Origin of the sequence: Stygiolobus caldivivus (genome assembly GCF_019704315.1) — an archaeon.
Lineage (GTDB): Archaea > Thermoproteota > Thermoprotei_A > Sulfolobales > Sulfolobaceae > Stygiolobus > Stygiolobus caldivivus.
Window position 1 is genome coordinate 2,470,484 of the sequence record NZ_AP024597.1, and the last position, 18,345, is coordinate 2,488,828.

At 37.8% G+C, this 18,345-nt stretch carries 17 protein-coding genes; 14 read left to right on the forward strand and 3 right to left on the reverse strand.

Going from position 1 to position 18,345, the window contains the following annotated elements; translation table 11 throughout:
* The first annotated feature begins 27 nt into the window (after positions 1–27).
* Positions 28–1,482, forward strand: a complete 1,455-nt coding sequence (locus KN1_RS12290) for a UbiD family decarboxylase (RefSeq protein WP_221287934.1) — start codon at positions 28–30, stop codon at positions 1,480–1,482.
* Here KN1_RS12290 and KN1_RS12295 read toward each other — a convergent pair.
* On the reverse strand, positions 1,454–1,741 hold the full coding sequence (locus tag KN1_RS12295) for a hypothetical protein (RefSeq protein WP_221287935.1): 288 nt from the start codon (positions 1,739–1,741) through the stop codon (positions 1,454–1,456). The genes KN1_RS12290 and KN1_RS12295 overlap by 29 nt on opposite strands.
* 81 nt (positions 1,742–1,822) lie before the next feature.
* Between KN1_RS12295 and cdvB1/B2 the strand changes: the two genes are divergently transcribed.
* Both cdvB1/B2 and ppsA read left to right on the forward strand, forming a co-directional pair.
* Positions 1,823–2,482 carry a cell division protein CdvB1/B2 gene (gene cdvB1/B2 / locus KN1_RS12300; protein ID WP_221287936.1) on the forward strand — a complete coding sequence of 220 codons (660 nt, stop codon included), beginning with the start codon at positions 1,823–1,825 and terminating at the stop codon, positions 2,480–2,482.
* Between the two features lie 69 nt (positions 2,483–2,551).
* A complete protein-coding gene (ppsA, locus tag KN1_RS12305; RefSeq protein WP_221287937.1) occupies positions 2,552–4,933 on the forward strand; it encodes a pyruvate, water dikinase in 2,382 nt (793 codons plus the stop codon).
* 281 nt (positions 4,934–5,214) lie between these two features.
* Here the strand turns inward: ppsA and KN1_RS12310 are convergent, their stop codons facing one another.
* Entirely contained in the window at positions 5,215–6,291 is a 1,077-nt protein-coding gene (locus tag KN1_RS12310) for an inositol-3-phosphate synthase (RefSeq protein ID WP_221287938.1), read from the reverse strand.
* 96 nt (positions 6,292–6,387) lie between these two features.
* Here KN1_RS12310 and KN1_RS12315 point away from each other — a divergent pair, with 96 nt between their 5' ends.
* The 9 genes from KN1_RS12315 to KN1_RS12355 are packed head-to-tail and all read left to right on the forward strand — an operon-like array spanning position 6,388 to position 14,198.
* On the forward strand, positions 6,388–6,660 hold the full coding sequence (locus KN1_RS12315) for an acylphosphatase (RefSeq protein WP_221287939.1): 273 nt from the start codon (positions 6,388–6,390) through the stop codon (positions 6,658–6,660).
* A gap of 51 nt (positions 6,661–6,711) precedes the next feature.
* A complete protein-coding gene (locus tag KN1_RS12320) occupies positions 6,712–7,986 on the forward strand; it encodes a TrpB-like pyridoxal phosphate-dependent enzyme (protein ID WP_221287940.1) in 1,275 nt (424 codons plus the stop codon).
* Positions 7,983–8,720 carry a tryptophan synthase subunit alpha gene (trpA, locus tag KN1_RS12325; protein ID WP_221287941.1) on the forward strand — a complete coding sequence of 246 codons (738 nt, stop codon included), beginning with the start codon at positions 7,983–7,985 and terminating at the stop codon, positions 8,718–8,720. The genes KN1_RS12320 and trpA overlap by 4 nt, the downstream gene beginning before the upstream one ends.
* Complete coding sequence (gene trpD, locus KN1_RS12330; protein ID WP_221287942.1) at positions 8,707–9,753, forward strand: anthranilate phosphoribosyltransferase; 1,047 nt, start codon at positions 8,707–8,709, stop codon at positions 9,751–9,753. Before trpA ends, trpD begins: the two co-directional genes overlap by 14 nt.
* Positions 9,734–10,348: a phosphoribosylanthranilate isomerase gene (locus tag KN1_RS12335; RefSeq protein ID WP_225905692.1), complete on the forward strand. Its 615-nt coding sequence runs from the start codon at positions 9,734–9,736 to the stop codon at positions 10,346–10,348. The genes trpD and KN1_RS12335 overlap by 20 nt, the downstream gene beginning before the upstream one ends.
* Positions 10,330–11,634: an anthranilate synthase component I gene (locus tag KN1_RS12340; protein ID WP_221287943.1), complete on the forward strand. Its 1,305-nt coding sequence runs from the start codon at positions 10,330–10,332 to the stop codon at positions 11,632–11,634. The genes KN1_RS12335 and KN1_RS12340 overlap by 19 nt, the downstream gene beginning before the upstream one ends.
* Positions 11,631–12,215, forward strand: coding sequence for an anthranilate synthase component II (locus tag KN1_RS12345; protein ID WP_221287944.1), 585 nt, complete (start codon positions 11,631–11,633; stop codon positions 12,213–12,215). The genes KN1_RS12340 and KN1_RS12345 overlap by 4 nt, the downstream gene beginning before the upstream one ends.
* 4 nt (positions 12,216–12,219) lie before the next feature.
* A complete protein-coding gene (gene trpC / locus KN1_RS12350) occupies positions 12,220–12,966 on the forward strand; it encodes an indole-3-glycerol phosphate synthase TrpC (protein WP_221287945.1) in 747 nt (248 codons plus the stop codon).
* Positions 12,967–12,977: 11 nt separating this feature from the next.
* Positions 12,978–14,198, forward strand: coding sequence for a pyridoxal phosphate-dependent aminotransferase (locus KN1_RS12355; RefSeq protein ID WP_221287946.1), 1,221 nt, complete (start codon positions 12,978–12,980; stop codon positions 14,196–14,198).
* A gap of 89 nt (positions 14,199–14,287) precedes the next feature.
* Here the strand turns inward: KN1_RS12355 and KN1_RS12360 are convergent, their stop codons facing one another.
* Complete coding sequence (locus KN1_RS12360; RefSeq protein WP_221287947.1) at positions 14,288–16,729, reverse strand: valine--tRNA ligase; 2,442 nt, start codon at positions 16,727–16,729, stop codon at positions 14,288–14,290.
* A 55-nt stretch (positions 16,730–16,784) separates the two neighbouring features.
* On the opposite strand from KN1_RS12360, the gene KN1_RS12365 reads away from it, so the two are divergent.
* Both KN1_RS12365 and KN1_RS12370 read left to right on the forward strand, forming a co-directional pair.
* Positions 16,785–17,765, forward strand: a complete 981-nt coding sequence (locus KN1_RS12365; RefSeq protein WP_221287948.1) for a geranylgeranyl reductase family protein — start codon at positions 16,785–16,787, stop codon at positions 17,763–17,765.
* Positions 17,743–18,132, forward strand: a complete 390-nt coding sequence (locus KN1_RS12370; protein ID WP_221287949.1) for a hypothetical protein — start codon at positions 17,743–17,745, stop codon at positions 18,130–18,132. Before KN1_RS12365 ends, KN1_RS12370 begins: the two co-directional genes overlap by 23 nt.
* The last annotated feature ends 213 nt before the right edge of the window (positions 18,133–18,345 follow it).

An 18,345-nucleotide genomic window follows, 5' to 3' on the forward strand; every position in this document is an offset into this window, starting at 1 on the left:
TATCTTATATCAAAAATGTGAGTAATTATGGCTTTTAAGGATATTAGAGAGTATATTGATTTTCTACGAAAAAATCGGAAAATAATAGAAATTAATGACGAAATATCTACAGACCTTGAAATAGCATATATCTCTAGGCAGGCTACTTATAGGAATTTTCCTCCTCTTTTGTTTACCAAGGTTAAAGGCTATCCGGGATGGAAAGTATTGACTAATGTATTTTATTCTATTGATGCGTTTTATGATCTATTAGGGACGAGCAAACTTGAAGAAATAAGTAAAAATTTCATAGAACAATTTATGGGGGACATGCCCATATCGCTTTCTCAGAAAATTAAAAGTTTAACCGAATTTACCAAGTTCGGAAAGATCTTGCCTAAGAGTAAAAAACCAGTTTTTGAGGAGGAAAGTAGAGCTAACTTACTAACTTTCCCTGCGTTAAAAACTTGGCCAAAGGATGCTGGCAGGTATTTTACTTTTTCTATAGTGATAACTAAGGACCCAGAAACTAATGTCAATAACTTAAGTGTGTATAGAATTCAGATTGTTAATGATAGAGAAGCTATAATCCATTGGCAGGTGTTGAAAAGGGGGAATATCGCTGCTCAGAAATATAAAAGATTAGGAGTCAGGAAGATCCCGGTAGCTATTGTTAATGGTGTAGACCCGGTTATTGCGTTTATAGCCTCCTCACCTGTCCCACCGGGTCTAGATAAATACCTATTTGCGGGCATAATAAGGGGTGAAGGTGTAGAAGTCCATGAACTGGATAACGGGATATTAGTCCCGTCGAATGCGGAGTCTGTTATCGAAGGATATGTAGACCTAGACGATGTTAGGTTAGAAGGACCTTTTGGAGATCATTTAGGTTATTATACTCCGCAAGACTATTTTCCTACCTTTAAACTCGAAAAGGTACATTTAAGAGAGAACCCGATATTTCACGCTACATCTGTAGGTAAACCTCCTCTGGAGGACGCTTGGATAGGCAAAGCTGTAGAGAGGCTTTTCCTTCCTTTTTTGCAAATGATAGTCCCAGAACTAGTGGATATGAATTTGCCTGAGTACGGATTATATACTGGTATCGGTATCTTCTCTATAAAGAAGATGTACCCTGGCCAGGGTAAGAGAGCAATGATGGCTTTATGGGGAACCGGACAACTGAGCTTACTAAAATTCATAATAGTTGTGGATGAAGACGTGAACGTACATGATATTAATCAAGTAATGTATGCCATAGCGTCTACTGTAGACCCCAAGAGGGATGTCCTAATAGTAGATAATGTGATTACGGATTCTTTAGACCATACAGTCCCTAATCCTCCTTTGGGGAGTAAAATCGGTATTGATGCCACAAGGAAATTTAAAGAAGAGACTGGTAGAGAATGGCCCGAGGAAGTCAAAGACGATGAACAAGTTGTTATTAGAATGAGGCCTCTACTTGAAAAGATCCTTAGATCTCATGATCTTCCCGTAAAGTGACCTCGGACTCTAAGTCTTTGAAAATTATACTAACTTTTTTTATATTTTCAATAGTGGCTTTAACCTCGATTTTCTCGTTTTCTTTAAGTTCCTTATTAATTGTAACCTCGTCATGGATTACTTTGGGGACTCTTTCTTGATCATACGTTAGCGTAGTTACCTCATAGTCAACCATCACCAGTCTGAGTAATACTTTTTTAGGACTATTGTTCATTATAACGATGTTATTTCTGTCTATCTTTACCGAAAAGACGCTCATCAGGTTATTTAGTATAAATAAAGTGTATTATAAGCCCGTCTATTTTAACAGTATCTGTTGACTAGTCTTAATTTGAGATAAATGGCTGGCGTAAATGATTTTATTAAGAACTGGAACGGAAAACAGGAGCCTACATTAGCTGAAAAGTTAAAGACAGCTTTCAAGCCACAACAACCATTACGTTATAAATTGGTTATGGCTAATTATAGGCTTAAGACTACTATAAGTAGGCTTGATGTTTATATATCTAAGCTTCAAGAGAGGGATAGGTCATTATTTGAAAAGGTAGTAGAAGCCCAGATCTCTAAGGACAATATGAGGGCTGCTATGTATGCTAATGAGATCGCTGAAATAAGGAAAATAACTAAGCAGTTATTAGCTACTCAAGTAGCACTAGAGCAAGTACAATTAAGGTTAGAAACAGTTACTGAGTTAGGTGACGTATTTAATTCCCTTGTGCCCGTAGTCGGAGTTATTAGGGAACTCAGGTATGCCATGAAAGGGGTTATGCCAGAGCTCTCTGTTGAGCTGGCTGATTTAGAAGAAGGGTTACAAGAAATAGTAATTGAAGCGGGAGAATTCAGCGGAACTGGAGTTGACTTCACCTCGACTTCCCCAGAGGCAAGAAAGATTTTAGAAGAAGCTACTATGGTTGCAGAACAGAGGATGAAAGAGAAGTTCCCATCTCTCCCATCTTTCGTGACTTCTGTAGCACAAAAATCCAATGAAGATCATAAATGAGAAATAAATTTGGTAATTAGATTTTTTCAAGGGTCAATAACATTTTTTAATGTATAAGTAAATATTTTAATGGGGAATATCGTGACTTCTTCGGTTATTGAAGGGGATCTTATACTTGACCTTAAGTCTATAAGGAAAGATATGCTTTCTCTAGCTGGAGGTAAAGGTGCTAATTTAGGTGAACTGATTGCATTTGGTATAAGAGTTCCTCCTGGTTTTGTTATTACATCAAACGCATATAAATACTTTATAGAATATAATAAATTAAAAGAGAAAATCAAGAACGTATTGGAAACAGAACCGGATGAAGAAAAAGCAAGTGAGAAAATTAAGTCATTAATTTTATCAGCTACCGTACCCAAAGATTTAGAGGAAACTATTTATGGAAATTATGATTCATTATCTAAATTAGTAGGTAAAGAAGTCTTAGTAGCAGTAAGGTCTTCAGCTACAGCTGAGGATATAGCCGAGGCAAGCTTTGCGGGCCAACAAGACACTTATTTGAATGTTTCACGTGCCGAACTATTGGATGCGGTAAAGAGAGTATGGGCAAGCTTATATACTGCAAGGGCAATTTCATATAGAAAAGCAAAAGGGATAGATCAGTTAAATATAGCTATGGCAGTAGTCGTCCAAAAAATGGTAAATTCTAGATCAGCTGGAGTTATGTTCACTTTACATCCTTCTACTGGGGATAGAAATTACATCGTAATCGAATCGAGTTGGGGTCTAGGTGAATCTGTAGTAGGAGGGAGAGTTACCCCGGACGAGGTTATAATTGAAAAATCTAGCCTAAAAATCGTAGAGAGGAGGCTTTCTCATAAGACCACAAAAATAGTCTATGACCAGTCTTCTCGCCAAAACAAAACTATACACCTATCGGGAGAGGAAGCCGATACGATGTCATTAAATGACGATGAAGCTATCGAGCTAGCTAAACTAGCTCTAAAAATAGAAGAACATTACGGTAGACCTATGGATATTGAATGGGCTATAGATGCTGATTTGAAGTTTCCTGATAACGTTTTCATAGTTCAAGCTAGGCCAGAAACGTACTGGAGTAATAAAGGTAAAGAAGAACAGAAAGAGAAGAAAGGAAGTTCTACGGGTAAGATCCTTACAAAAGGCATTCCTGCGAGCCCCGGTATCGTTGTCGGAAAAGCAAGGGTCTTATTAGATCTTAAAGACGCTAAAAACTTTCAGCAAGGCGAAATTCTAGTAACTAAAATGACAGATCCGGATTGGGTTCCAGTAATGAAGATAGCATCAGCTATAGTAACGGACGAGGGTGGTAGGACCAGTCACGCGGCAATAGTATCTAGAGAGCTCGGAATTCCTGCCGTAGTTGGGACAGGTAATGCTACTAAAGTCATTCAAGATGGGCAAGAAATAACAGTGGACGCTACAAGAGGAGTTATCTATGAAGGAAAAGTAGTCCACGAAGAAGCTGAGAAAGGCTCTTCTGTGCAAACTACTCATACCTCAGTCTCTGGGATATCACGTGATGTCTTACTTAGTTTATACCCAGTTACCGGGACTAAGATTTATATGAATCTGGGTCAGCCGGATGTTATACAAAAATACCTCGATCTTCCATTTGACGGGATAGGCTTAATGAGGATAGAGTTTATAGTTAGTGAATGGATTAAGTATCATCCTCTCTATCTTATAAAAATAGGAAAACCTGAAGAATTTGTTAATAAACTTGCCGAAGGAATTTCTATGGTAGCGTCGGCAATTTATCCGAGACCGGTAGTAGTGAGGTTCTCGGATTTCAAGTCTAACGAGTACAAAAGCCTTCAGGGCGGTAGTGAATTTGAACCAGACGAAAGAAATCCGATGATCGGGTGGAGAGGAGTTTCAAGATATATAAGTAAACAGTACGAACCAGCTTTTAGACTTGAGGTCAAGGCTATCCTTAAAGTCAGAGAGGAGATGGGGCTAAGTAATGTCTGGGTTATGTTCCCGTTCGTTAGGACTACATGGGAACTTAATAGAGCAATTAGGATCATGGAAGAAGAAGGACTACGAAGAAGTTCTGACTTTAAGGTCTGGATAATGGCAGAAGTTCCTTCAGTTATCGTGTTAGCCGATGAATTTTCTAAGATTGTTGACGGATTTAGTATAGGTAGTAATGACTTAGCTCAGTTAACTTTAGGAGTGGATAGGGACTCTGATCTCTTGGCTAGAATGGGTTATTATGACGAGAGAGATCCAGCTGTCCTGGAATCTATAAGGAGGCTTATACATACGGCTCATAAATACGGAAAGACTGTGTCGATCTGTGGGCAAGCACCTAGTGTATATCAAGAAGTAGTGGAATTCCTAGTGAAAGAGGGAATTGATAGTATCAGCGTGAACCCAGACGCGGTTGTAAGTACCAGACGTATGGTAGCTTCTGTTGAGCAGAAGATGTTATTACAAGGATTAAGAAAGAAATTAGAAGAGTGAATTTATAGACCTAGATAGTTAAATATTTTCCTTTTCTTCCTGATATTTTTTCCCAGCACTGTATACAATATCTTCTGGCCCCGTCAAAATGAGCAGTACAGTCTTGGCATATTATTTTGCCGCAATTTTCACACTTTCCTATAGATAAGTTCTTTCCACATATTTCACAAATACTCATCTCACATACTTTACAAATTAGTCTATCAAATAAGAAGTCCTCTGGACATACCTTTCTTCTACATATCCTACAAACAAAAACAGACGCGTTTTCTTCGCAAATATCACATTTCCAGGAACTTCTTAAACCACCTAAATGCCTCTTCATCATCTTTCGCCTGTACTGGAGGATGTTTAAAATAGAATGCCGAAAGTTCTACCAGAGGGCCGCTTAATTTTTTATCTAATGCTACTTTTACACCTCTTATTACGTCAACTAGGACTGCAGCACAATTTGACTTATCATCAACTTCCAGTGATGCTTCAATCTTTATTGGCATCCCTGCAAACCCACACCCCTTCACGTAAATATATGCTACTTTAGTGTTTCCAAGAAACGGGATATAATCAGAAGGACCTATTCTAATTTTACCTTCTTTTTCTAAGTACTCGTTATCTAAAGTACTTGTTACAGCCTTAGTTTTGCTTATTCTCTTGGAATGTAGTCTTTCTTCAGTTTTCATGTTCAGGAAATCTGTGTTTCCCCCAACGTTTAACTGGTAAGTCTCATCTACTTTTACTCCTCTGAGCCTAAATAATGATGTTAAAGTCCTATGTAAGATTGTAGCTCCTATTTGCCCTTTAATATCATCTCCGGCGATGGGCAGCCCTTTTTCTTTAAAAAGTCGTGGGAATTCACCAGTAGGGTCACTAGCTATAAAGACTGGTATAGCGTTAACAAAGGCAGTGCCAGCTTCTAATGAAGCTTTAGCGTAAGTTCTGCTAGCTATTTCGCTTCCAACCGGTAGCATATTTACTAAAATCTCAGCCCCACTATCTTTCAATTCTTGGATTACGTCCTCTATTTTTCCATCTATTGTAGGATTAAAGACATCTATCATGTGAGGTGCTACTCCATCAAATACGGGGCCTTTAGATACTTTAACGCCTTTTTTAGGCATCTCTACGATCTTAGGGGTTATATTTGGTTTTTCAAAGATTGCTTCGCTTATGTCTTTCCCGACTTTATTCTTAGATATGTCAAAAGCCGCTACAATTTCTATGTCCGTTACCCTATAGTTTCCGATAAGCGGTGTAATTAAGCCTTCGTAATAGTCCTCTCCTTTCTGTTTATAATACTCTATACCTTGTATAAGCATTGAGGCACAATTTCCTAGCCCGGCTATTGCTACTTTAATCATTGATTTTAAAATGAGAGAATATGGATAAAAATATATTGTGATGATAAGGAGAAATCAGATAGGTGAAGAAGTGGAGCGACACTGAGGTGATTGTAAATGTTAAAGCGGATGTATGTTAAAGTTTATGGCATGGTACAAGGAGTAGGGTTTAGGCGTTTCGTCCAAATTCATGCGGTTAGGTTAGGAGTTAAAGGGTATGCAAAAAACCTTCCTGACGGTACAGTAGAAGTTATAGGGGAAGGACATGAGGAGTCCTTGCAGAAACTCTTAGAGCAGATAAGACGGGGCCCTCCTTTAGCTAAAGTGGAAAAAGTGGACGTTAAATTTGAAGACTATAAAGGTGAGTTCGACACTTTTGATACCTATTAAAATTTTTAAATGTGGTAAGCTTTTATTGTATAAGGTGTTTTTGTTGCACCAATGGTAAACACTGATTTGATTCCAAAGTACTGGTATAATATAGTCCCAGATCTACCTAAGCCTTTACCTCCTCCAAGGGATCCTCCAGAAGCAGAGTTTTCTAGGATAGAGCTATTAAAGAAAATATTGCCAAAAGAAGTACTAAGACAGCAGTTTACTATAGAGAGGTTTATAAAGATACCTGAAGAGGTAAGGGATAGATACGAGGCAATAGGTAGACCAACTCCACTAATTAGGGCTAAAAGGTTAGAAGAGTATTTAGGTACTCCTGCAAAAATTTACTTTAAGTATGAAGGTGCCACTCCTACAGGGTCTCATAAGATAAATACTGCGATACCTCAGGCATATTTTGCTCATGAAGAAGGCGTAGAACATGTTGTCACCGAGACCGGTGCAGGACAGTGGGGTACTGCAGTAGCGTTAGCAGCATCAATGTATGATATGAACTCCACAATATTCATGGTAAAAGTAAGTTATGAGCAAAAGCCAATGAGAAAGACTATTATGGAACTTTACGGTGGGAATGTTTATGCTAGTCCTACAGACCTTACTGAATTCGGCAGAAAAGTCCTGAAAGAAAACCCAAACCACCCTGGCTCTTTAGGTATCGCGATGAGTGAAGCAATAGAATATGCACTAAACCACGGTTATAGATATTTAGTAGGTAGTGTTCTTGATGTAGTCCTTTTACACCAGTCAGTAATAGGTATGGAGGCTATTGCCCAATTAGAGGAATTAGGTGAAGAACCAGATGTATTAGTAGGATGCGTAGGGGGAGGTAGTAACTTCGGAGGTTTTGCTTATCCTTTTATAGGAGCCAAAAAGGGAAAGAAGTTTATAGCTGTAGGAGCAGCTGAAGTCCCTAAGTTTAGCACCGGTAGATACGAATACGACTTCCCCGACTCAGCTGGACTCTTACCCTTAGTTAAGATGATAACATTAGGTAAAGACTATGTGCCTCCGTCTATTTACGCTGGTGGACTAAGGTACCATGGAGTTGCACCGTCGTTAAGTTTACTTGTAAGGGAAAAAATGATTGAGTGGAAGGAATATGAAGAGGAACAGATATTCGAAGCAGCGAGGCTTGTGATGAAAACCCAAGGTATTGTACCAGCACCTGAAACCTCACATGCATTAAGGGCTGTAATTGACGAGGCATTAGAAGCTAAGAAAAATAACGAGAAGAAGGTGATAGTTGTTAACTTTAGCGGTCACGGATTGCTAGACCTAGGTAACTATGAATCAATTAAGAGGAGGATAGGGAATAAGAAATGAGGAGGATGTTAGTAACTTATATGACTTTAGGCTACCCTTCGTTAGACCCTTTTTATAATTTCATAGAGAAGAGCGTTGAACTGGGCACTGATATCCTTGAGATAGGTGTTCCTCCAAAATACGCTAAATATGACGGTCCTGTGATCAGGAAAAGCTATAAGGCTGTAACAAACTGGTTAAAAGATTACTACTCCGTATTGGCTGAAGTTAGAAAAAGAGTTTCGGTACCTATAGTAATTCTCACCTATTTAGAGGACTATGTAGATCAGTTGGACTCTTTCCTAGAGAAATTAAGAGAGATAGGTATCGATGGTATATTATTCCCTGATCTATTAATTGATTTCGTGGACGACTATGTATCTTACGTTAATGATATCAAAAAGCACGGGTTAAAAGCCGTACTTTTCACTGCACCTTCAGTACCTGATAACTTAATCCAAGAGGCTTCAAAGATTTCCGACCTTTTCCTCTACTACGGTGTTAGACCAACTACTGGGGTTATTATACCGGTTAGTGTTGACTCTTTAATTATACGTGTAAGAAACCTGGTTCAAAATAAACTAGTTGTAGGTTTTGGACTTAACGACTTCAACGATTTAAGAAAGGCACTAAGTGCTGGTGCTGACGGTGTGGCAATCGGGACAGCGTTTATTGAAGAAATTGAAAAGAATGGAATTGAAAGTGCATTAAAACTGGTAAAGGAAATTAGGGGGATCCTAGATGAATATAGCTAATTATCTACGAAAGTTAGTGTATGAAAAGGGCAGTCTAACCGAAACTGAAGCTGAGGAAATAGCTAATGCTATAATGAAAGGTGAAATTACCGAAATACAAAGCGCTGGGGTTCTGGTAGCTTTAGCTTCAAAGGGTGAAAGTTCTGAAGAAATAAGAGGATTTGCTAGAGCTATGAGAAACAACGCTATCAGGATAGATTTCCCTAACACTTTAGACACGGCTGGAACTGGTGGAGATGGGCTAAATACGCTGAATGTAAGTACTGCTACCGCGCTAGTCCTTAGCCAAGTTTTTCCGGTAGCAAAACATGGTAATAGGTCCGTGAGTAGTAAATCTGGAAGTGCTGACGTACTAGAAGAGTTAGGATATAAAATAACTGTAGAAAAAGATAAGGCTATAGAACTCTTAACTAAATCTAATTTTGTATTCTTATTCGCACCACTATATCACCCGGCTATGAAGAATGTTGCAAATGTCAGAAAGAATCTGGGGATACGTACGATATTTAATATCCTTGGCCCTCTTACCAATCCCGCTTCAGCTAGGTATCAAATGATGGGAGTTTTTTCTGAAAAGTTTATTGATAGGATAGCTGAGGCAGCTCAGGATCTCGACTACGAACGGATGTACCTCTATCACGGTGAACCTGGTATAGATGAAATAAGCCCACAAGGGGACACTATAATTTATGAGGTGAACAGACGTAAGATCGAGAGGTATAAGGTAAATTATACGGATTTTGGTATCAAGGAACCGGTTCCAATAGAAAAATTAAGAGTAGAGAGTACTCATGATTCTGCGGTTAAAATAATTAGGGGTTTATCAGGATTAGATAAGAACGTCAAGACCTTTATTGCAATTAATGTAAGTGTGGGGCTTAGGCTGTTGGGCAAGGTGACAGACTTTAGGGATGGATATGAATATGCTATTCAACTCATGGAAAGCTCTATAGGTCATATAGAAAAAATAATAGAATTGAACGGAAATATTGAAAGGTTTAGAGGACTGGTGAGTGAAGCTGGTAAAGGTTAAATTTTGCGGTATATCTCACGTCCAAGATGCAATAACTGCAGAAAAATTGGGAGCAGATTTTATAGGTGTAGTAGCTGATACGGTCAGCCCTCGATATGTTAAACATGAATTTGTAAAAATATTAAAAAACCACGTAACTAAGCCAGTAGTCATAGTTAAAGTAAATGGTACTATACAAAGGATTTTAAATGAAGGAAAAGAGGCAGATATAATACAAATACATAGAGTGTTAAGCGAAATAGAAATTGAAGAGTTACTTTCCTCGTCTATAAAGAATTTAATTCTGTACGTTCCTGCTTCGAGAGAATTTGAAGGGTACTTTAGACTGGTTATTTCAAGGACTAACTACATGATATTACTAGATAAAAACCCACAAAATAGGTTGGATTTATCTATTGCCGAAAAATGGCTTAAGGAATATTATAAAACGGGGATAGGGGGAGGAATAACCCCGCAAAATGTCAGAGAGTATCTTTACCTAGATCCTTACTGGATAGATATATCAAGCGGTATCGAAACCTACAAAGGTAAAAAGGATTCGAGTAAGATGGCCTTAATTTTGAAAGAGGTGAGAGAATGGAAGTATACCCGATAACTGCATTTGCTCAACCCAATGAGGTTTTTTCATGTATAAAAGAAGGAGAAGACATAGCAGCCTTATTAGAAAGCGGAAGTGGGCCACAGCATAAATCGAGGTTTAGCATAATAGCGTGGGGGAGAAAAGGATACTTAAAATTAAATAAAGATTCTAGCGACGGAGATATCAATACTACATTCTATGATCCCCTAGAAGTACTAGGGGAGTTTATAAAAAAAGCACCTTTGCTTTCATTGCCAGGTAAGTTTAAAGGGGGTATAATTGGCTACGTTAGTTACGATGCGATAAGGTACTGGGAGGTAATTAAGGATCTTAAACCAGAAATAGAAAACTGGCCTTATGGAGAATTCTTCATACCAGAAAATATTATAGTTTATGACCACGTTGAAGGGAAGGTATATGTTGAAGGTGAGTTGCGACTAAAGGACAATTGTTCTAGTTCAGGACAGTTAAAGTTCGAATTCTATGACGAATCTTTAGGGAAAACGGAATTTGAAAATAGTGTTTCAGAGATCTTGGATTATATAAAACGAGGCTATGCTTTCCAAGTCGTAATTTCTAGATTTTATAGGTATAGTTTTAAGGGTAATTTAGTGCATTTTTATAATGCATTAAGGAAGATAAACCCATCACCGTACATGTTCTATTTAAAGTTTGGCAACCGAGAAATAATAGGTTCAAGCCCAGAAACCCTATTCAGTGTCCAAGATGGCATAGTGGAAACATATCCGATAGCTGGTTCGAGACCGAGAGGTAGAACTGTTGAAGAAGACTTAGAGTTAGAGAGGGAGATGCTAGCGTCTGAAAAGGAAAGAGCAGAACATCTAATGTTAGTTGACTTAGCTAGAAATGATATAGGTAAAGTATGCTACATGGGTTCTGTTAAGGTCCCAGAATTAATGTATGTAGAAAAGTACAGTCATGTACAACATATTGTAAGTAAGGTCGTTGGGACCCTGAAGAGAAATAATACGTCATTTGATGTGCTTAAAGCTACGTTCCCAGCTGGGACTGTAAGCGGTGCCCCTAAGCCCATGGCTATGAATATCATTGAAATGCTTGAGCCATATAAGAGAGGACCTTATGCAGGTGGTGTAGGGTTCTTCTCGTCTAACGGTGATTCAGAATTTGCCATTACAATTAGAAGTGCTTTTGTAAATAATGACCTGTTCAGAATACAAGCAGGAGCAGGGATAGTATATGACTCAATTCCTGAAATGGAATATTATGAAACTGAACATAAAATGAAGGCATTGAAGGTCGCTATGGGGGTAGAGAGATGACAGACGTTACGTTAATAATAGATAATTATGACAGTTTCGTATATAATATTGCTCAGATAGTAGGAGAGTTAGGGACAATTCCTATAGTAATCAGGAATGATGAAATTAGTTTAAGAGGAGTAGAAAGAATAAACCCTGATAGGATTATAATCTCACCTGGACCCGGATCCCCGGATAAAAAGGAGGATATAGGGATAGTGATTGATGTGATAAAACAGTTGGGGAAGAGGATCCCTATCCTAGGTATCTGCTTAGGTCATCAAGCTATAGGGTATGCTTATGGTGCTAAAATAAGGAGAGCTAAAAAGATTTTTCATGGAAAAATAAGTAGAATAATCCATAATTCTTCTGTTATTATATACGATGGAATTCCTAAACAGTTTGAGGCTACCAGATACCACAGTCTAGTAATTGATGACGTAAAAGATCCCTTAATTATTGACGCCTATTCTGTCGAAGACAATGAAATAATGGGTGTTCACCATTCGGAATACAAGGTTTATGGTGTTCAATTTCATCCCGAGAGTGTAGGTACACCTTTTGGTAAAAGAATACTTTATAATTTCATTAATAAAGTCTAATCAGATGCCTAGATTTTTACAAGGTTGGTTAGGTGATGTAGTGAGGTTTTCACAGCAAAGACCAGAAATCTATAAGGTTAGGCAGAGGCCGATCTATTCTCTTAGGCAAAGTATACTTCATATCAAGGGTCACGGTAAGAACCCTATTATCGCGGAATATAAGAGGAAATCTCCCTCCGGTTTTAATATGGATCGAGATATTATAGAATATGTTAAATTTATGGAGTCTAATGGTGTTGCCGGGATAAGTGTTTTAACGGAGGAAAAATTTTTCGGCGGGAGCTACAAAGACCTAGAAGCTGTAACAAGGGCCGTACGTATACCGGTCTTAATGAAGGACTTTATAGTGACTGAAAAGCAGGTAAATTCAGCATACAGCTTAGGCGCAGACGTAATATTATTAATAGTCAGAGTTCTTACCGAAAGAGAGCTAGTTAGTCTCTATAAGTATGCTAAGAGTTACCACCTAGACGTCATAGTGGAAGTTACTAATGAAGAGGAAATAGAAATAGCAGTAAGAAATAACTTTGATATAATAGGTGTTAATTCACGTGACTTAGCGTCTCTGGATCTAAGTTTAGAAAAGACGAAGAGGTTGCTGAAATTAATTCCATCTGATAGATTGAAAATAGCTGAGAGTGGAATAAGATCTAGAGACGATATACAGCAATTGAAAGAAGCTGGAGCTGACGCATTTCTAATAGGAACTACACTGATGCAAGATCCGAATAAAATAAAGGAGTTAGTATAGGTGTATATTTTATGTTAGACAATTTTTCTGAGGCATCAATGGCTATAAGTGGCGAATCTACTCTAGTATATCAAGAGGTTGCAAGGAAGGTTCAGAGAGAGAAAGGCATAAGGGTTATAAATTTCGGAATAGGACAACCGGATTTACCTACCTTTAGAAAAATTAGGAACGCTGCAATAAAGGCTCTTGACGAAGGTTTTACAGGGTATACTTCAGCTTATGGTATAGATGAATTACGTGAAAAAATTGCTTCTCATGTTAATACACTATATCCTAACGGGAAGCCAGTTAAGAAAGAAGAGGTTATAATAACACCCGGTGCTAAAACAGCTCTGTATTTAGCTTTTCTCCTTTACGTTAACCCTGGAGATGAAGTAATAATATTTGACCCTTCATTTTATTCGTATGCAGAAGTAGTTAAAATGCTAGGTGGAAAGCCGGTTTATGTTAAGATGAAATGGGCGGAAGAGACAGGTTTCTCGTTAAACGTAAGTGAATTAGAAGATAAAATTTCGTCTAAAACTAAAATGATTGTATTAAATAACCCCCATAACCCTACAGGTATGGTCTTTGATCCGAAAGAAATAGAAAATATAATGGAATTAGCCAAAGAGAAAAGCATAATTTTACTTTCAGACGAAATTTATGATTATTTTGTGTACGATGGGCGGATGAAAAGTATTCTTGAAGACCCCGACTGGCGTGACTACGCGATCTACGTTAACGGCTTTAGTAAGACCTTCTCCATGACCGGTTGGAGATTAGGATATGTTATAGCCAAAGAGAAAATCACCAAAAAAATGGCTGAACTCGCTGCAAATATATATACATGCCCTACAAGTTTTGCGCAGAAAGGTGCCATTGCAGCATTTGACGCTTTCGATGAAGTGAAAGATATGATATCTCTATTTAGAAGAAGAAGGGACGTAATGTATGAAGAATTAAAGAAAAATAAGTGGATAAAAGTTCATAAAAGTCAAGGAGCTTTCTATATGTTCCCTTATATAGGAGAGATCCTTTCTAGGGCTAACATTCAGGTAAAAGATTTTGCGATAAAGTTGATCGAAGAAGCCGGAGTTACAACTATCCCCGGAGAGGTATTCCCTTTAGAAGTAGGAAAGAATTACTTAAGACTAAGTTTTGCAGTAGACGAAAACGATATAAGAGAAGGAGTAAGAAGGATTAACGAGTTTACAACAAGGCTGATGAAAGAAATAGTAGGCGAAAGATGAGCTAAACTCCCATGGGCTGATTTATTTTAGCATGGTGGTTATGTATAGCACTATCAGATTTTACCTTATCGTTTAAAGAAAATGAAAAGTTACTTTTTGATCACTGATATTAGCTCAGCTCTTATTTCTTCGCTTTCCGCGTATTCAATATTTTCTATTTTTAACGTTTTCTTTATATCATTTTCAATAGCCCTTATTTTCTCTATGTAATCTTTAGGACCATATAGTTTGACATTTATGATAGAAACTATTGACAGTTGATTCTGTATTTTAAGCGTCCTTATAGCAGAAGTAGTTCTCTTTATATATTCCCCTAGTTTCAGGATTTCAGCATCCTCTTCTATATCGTTTACCTCAGGCATCCTTTCTAGTAAAATGCTCATTTTATCTCCAAAGAGTCTGCTGTACATTTCTTCGGTGATATGAGGTGCCAGCGGGTGCAAAATTATTAGTAGTTCTCTGAATATTCTTTGGAGAGTATAGAGTGCTGACTGGTCTTCTTCAAATAGTCTGTGTTTGAGTAGTTCTAAGTATTCATCTGCGATGGTTTCCCAGAAATATGAGTATAATGATTCGACTACCGTATAAAAGTCGTAACTATTATATGCTGTAATTGCTTTCTCTACGAATTTCTTATGTTCTAATAAAATCCACTTGTCTATCGGATGAAAAGTCGAGGGCTTATTAAACTTTCTCTTACCTATAAATGCATAAGATAATCTTCCTGCGTTCCATAGTTTTTGTAATAGTAATTTCTTAGCTTTGACTGTCTCCCATTTAAACGGGAAATCGTCTCCGATCCTTGCATCTAATAGGGTTAACCTAATAGCGTCAGCACCAAATTCATCTACTCTGTCTAAGGGGTTTACTACATTTCCTTTACTTTTACTCATTCTAGTTCCGTCAGGTCCTAGTACTTGTCCGTTTACCAGGACCTCTTTGAAAGGCACGTTCCCTGTTAGCATGAGGGTTCTGAAAAAAGTATAGAATAACCACGTACGTATTATATCTGTCCCTTGTAACCTAATTGATGCCGGAAAAGTCTTTGAAAACCTTCCTTTATCCGTGTAAAAGCCTGTTAAATACACTACGGTTACGCTAGAGTCGATCCAGACGTCAGCTACATCCGTTACAGGTTTTAGGGGTAACCCGCATTTAGGACATTTATCTGTTGGTGGGTTTATTTTTGTTGGATCTACCGGGAGTTGCTCCTCCCTAGCTGGGACTAAGTGTCCGTTATCGCAATACCAAAAAGGTAATGGAGTACCGTATACCCTTTGCCTACTAATATTCCAGTCCCATTCTAGGCTATTTATCCAGTCCTCTAGGTAATGTGACATTCTGGATGGGATAAACTTCATCTTTTTGTATTCTTCTAGTAATTGGGGTTTGAATTGCAATGTCTTAATGTATATCTGTTTCTTTGTTAAGAATTCAATAGGGGAGAGACAATCGCTTCTTTCCGTGTGGGATAGAACATTATGCTTAATATTTTCTACTTTAACTAGATAACCTTGCTGTTTCAGCATTTCTACTATCTTTTTCCTAGCTTCCATTACTTTTAATCCGTCTAGAAGGCCATTAGTGTTTTTCATTCTACCTTTCTCGTCAACTAGCTCAGTTACGGGCAAATTATACATTAATTGCCACTTTATATCCTGGGGGTCACCATAGGTACTGATCATGACCGCGCCTGTACCAAACTCTTTTTCTACTGCTCTATCAGCTATGATTTTCACTTCTTTATTAAACAATGGAACTATGACAGTTTTCCCTACTAAATTTTTATATCTTTCATCCTCTGGGTGAACAGCTACTGCTTGTGTAGCCCCCAGTAATTCGGGCCTTGTAGTAGCGATTATTATGTCTCCTCCATCTTTAAGGGGAAATTTAATAAATGCTAGGATTCCGTCTTTTTCTAAATATCCTACCTCACTTTGAGCTAGTGCCGTCTCACACTTAGGGCACCAATACACGGGGCCTTCTCTCATTTCTATTAAACCGTTCTCGAACATTTGAAGCAAACTTTTCTGTATTACTTTTCTGTATTTTTCTTCGTATGTCCTATACTCAAATCTTTCCCATTCTGGTCTATAACCAAGTCTTATCATTGCTTCCTTCATTCTCTTTATCATTTCTTCAGTCCATTCTATGCATTTTTTGAGAAAAAGTTCCCTGTTATCTTTGGGTATTCCAAGCTTATATTGGACTTTTAGTTCTGTAGGAAGTCCTTGCGTGTCCCAACCTTGAGGTAAAAGTACGTTATATCCTTGAAGTCTCCTAAACCTTCCTATTGTATCTGCTATTGAGACCCAGTAAGCGTGTCCCATGTGAAGTTCTCCGCTTGTGAAAGGGGGAGGAGTATCAATAATAAATGTCGGGGAGCTATCATCTTCGTCTCTAAATCTAAATACTCTTTCCCAGAATTCTTGGCTCAACCAAATTTTTTGCCATTTAAGTTCTATTGATTTAGGGTCATAGTGTTTAGGCCATTCCTCCATCTTTTTATTAATCTCATCCTGCGTTAGCATTGTTTCACCCAATATATCACTAGTTTATAAGGTATGAGGTTAAAAACTGTTGGAAATGAAGATTGCAATTATAGGTGGTGGAGTATCAGGTTCTCTACTTGGATACTTATTAAGGACTAAAACTAACCACGAAGTTGAACTTTTTGACGTAGTTAGTAACTATGTTAAGCCATGCGGTGATATAGTTCCTAATGTATTTTCTCCTCCTTATCCTTGGGAAGTCAAATTTAACATAAAGAGATTTGCTTTCTACGTAGATGGAGAAAGAGTATATGATGTACAATACAAGCATACTAAGTGGTTAGTTATCGATAAGTGGAAGTGGATCAATGAAATGAGGAAAAGTCTTGGATTTAACCATGTTAACAATTTCAGAAAAAGTGAGTTCGACCTTGTGATAGACTCTAAAGGTCCTTACGATATGGATAGAGATGTTGTATACACGACTAGGGCTATTATCAAAACAGACAAGTTCACCGATGAGGCAATTTTCGAATTTAATACTAAGTATACAGGGTTTTATTGGGTTTTCCCAGCCGAAGAAGGCCTACTTAATGTGGGGGCCGGTTTTATAGAGCATAAGAATTCCAAAGAACTGTTGCTAAGTTATATGAAAGAAAGGATAGGGCATTTTGAGATAACTGATCTAAGAGGTGCACCCATTTCTATTTCACCAGTGAAAAATAAATCGGGAAGAATAGGAGAGGCTAGGGGTTTAGTTTTTCCCTTAAGCGGTGAAGGGATTCGGCCTTCCGCGATATCAGCTATAAAAGCTTTTGAGGCTATAAACTATGATCCAGCCCACTTTGACATCAAACTGGAATCCGATCTCAGACCTTTAGAGAAAAGTGTAATGCTACAATATAAGATCCTTTCACTTTACAGAGCTAGCGGTTTACCCCTTAGAAAAGGTCTTTTAAAATTCTTGTTTAAGAATGATATTTTGATAGATGCGTATCTTGAAGATAAATTAACTCCAGAAGGTATAATTGAGTCAGCGAGGTTTGTTAAAAGTGGAGGTTTACTTAGAAAATAGTAAAAGTAAAACCGGTAAGCATGCAATTAGGACTCTAATCTTTGAGGTAAAGAATAACGAGCTTGTTGAGTTTAAGAATTTTCAGGTAAAAAATAAGCTTCCACCAACTTATAGAGTGGGTGAAAAGGACGTAATAGTTGTACCTGATAAGGGTATTTTCATTCACCTAGTATTTATAAAAAATATTAAGAATAAAGTAAGAGGTAAAGTAAAAGTATACAAGGACGGACATATCGTTTCTGAAATGAATTATAGGAAGTTAAAGCTTAAGCTGGTGAACGGTGATCAGTCGTATATCGAGCAAGTGAAAGCTCTCTTTGAAAAGCTGAAGATCCCAGTTAAGGGTGTAAACACTAAACTCAAGTAGGTGAAGGTAATTGTTTGAGTTAGAATATGTGGTTCTACCCTCCGATCCCTCTAATGTTCTAAGGAGTACATACGCCTTGGAGTTGATAGAAAAAGATCTAAGAGAGGTATGTAATGTCGTAAAAGCTGGGGCTTCTCTACTTTGTGCGCCTTCGACAGATACATTGATCGTAGTTTTCACCTCTTTTAATGAGGGGCGGCAACTAAATATTCA

What these genes read in the sequence shown, in the direction of transcription:
- KN1_RS12290 (WP_221287934.1), top strand. Translation starts at nt 28, where the DNA reads ATGGCTTTTAAGGATATTAGAGAGTATATTGATTTTCTACGAAAAAAT.
- KN1_RS12295 (WP_221287935.1), bottom strand. Translation starts at nt 1,741, where the DNA reads ATGAGCGTCTTTTCGGTAAAGATAGACAGAAATAACATCGTTATAATG.
- cdvB1/B2 (WP_221287936.1), top strand. Translation starts at nt 1,823, where the DNA reads ATGGCTGGCGTAAATGATTTTATTAAGAACTGGAACGGAAAACAGGAG.
- ppsA (WP_221287937.1), top strand. Translation starts at nt 2,552, where the DNA reads ATGGGGAATATCGTGACTTCTTCGGTTATTGAAGGGGATCTTATACTT.
- KN1_RS12310 (WP_221287938.1), bottom strand. Translation starts at nt 6,291, where the DNA reads ATGATTAAAGTAGCAATAGCCGGGCTAGGAAATTGTGCCTCAATGCTT.
- KN1_RS12315 (WP_221287939.1), top strand. Translation starts at nt 6,388, where the DNA reads ATGTTAAAGCGGATGTATGTTAAAGTTTATGGCATGGTACAAGGAGTA.
- KN1_RS12320 (WP_221287940.1), top strand. Translation starts at nt 6,712, where the DNA reads ATGGTAAACACTGATTTGATTCCAAAGTACTGGTATAATATAGTCCCA.
- trpA (WP_221287941.1), top strand. Translation starts at nt 7,983, where the DNA reads ATGAGGAGGATGTTAGTAACTTATATGACTTTAGGCTACCCTTCGTTA.
- trpD (WP_221287942.1), top strand. Translation starts at nt 8,707, where the DNA reads ATGAATATAGCTAATTATCTACGAAAGTTAGTGTATGAAAAGGGCAGT.
- KN1_RS12340 (WP_221287943.1), top strand. Translation starts at nt 10,330, where the DNA reads ATGGAAGTATACCCGATAACTGCATTTGCTCAACCCAATGAGGTTTTT.
- KN1_RS12345 (WP_221287944.1), top strand. Translation starts at nt 11,631, where the DNA reads ATGACAGACGTTACGTTAATAATAGATAATTATGACAGTTTCGTATAT.
- trpC (WP_221287945.1), top strand. Translation starts at nt 12,220, where the DNA reads ATGCCTAGATTTTTACAAGGTTGGTTAGGTGATGTAGTGAGGTTTTCA.
- KN1_RS12355 (WP_221287946.1), top strand. Translation starts at nt 12,978, where the DNA reads ATGTTAGACAATTTTTCTGAGGCATCAATGGCTATAAGTGGCGAATCT.
- KN1_RS12360 (WP_221287947.1), bottom strand. Translation starts at nt 16,729, where the DNA reads ATGCTAACGCAGGATGAGATTAATAAAAAGATGGAGGAATGGCCTAAA.
- KN1_RS12365 (WP_221287948.1), top strand. Translation starts at nt 16,785, where the DNA reads ATGAAGATTGCAATTATAGGTGGTGGAGTATCAGGTTCTCTACTTGGA.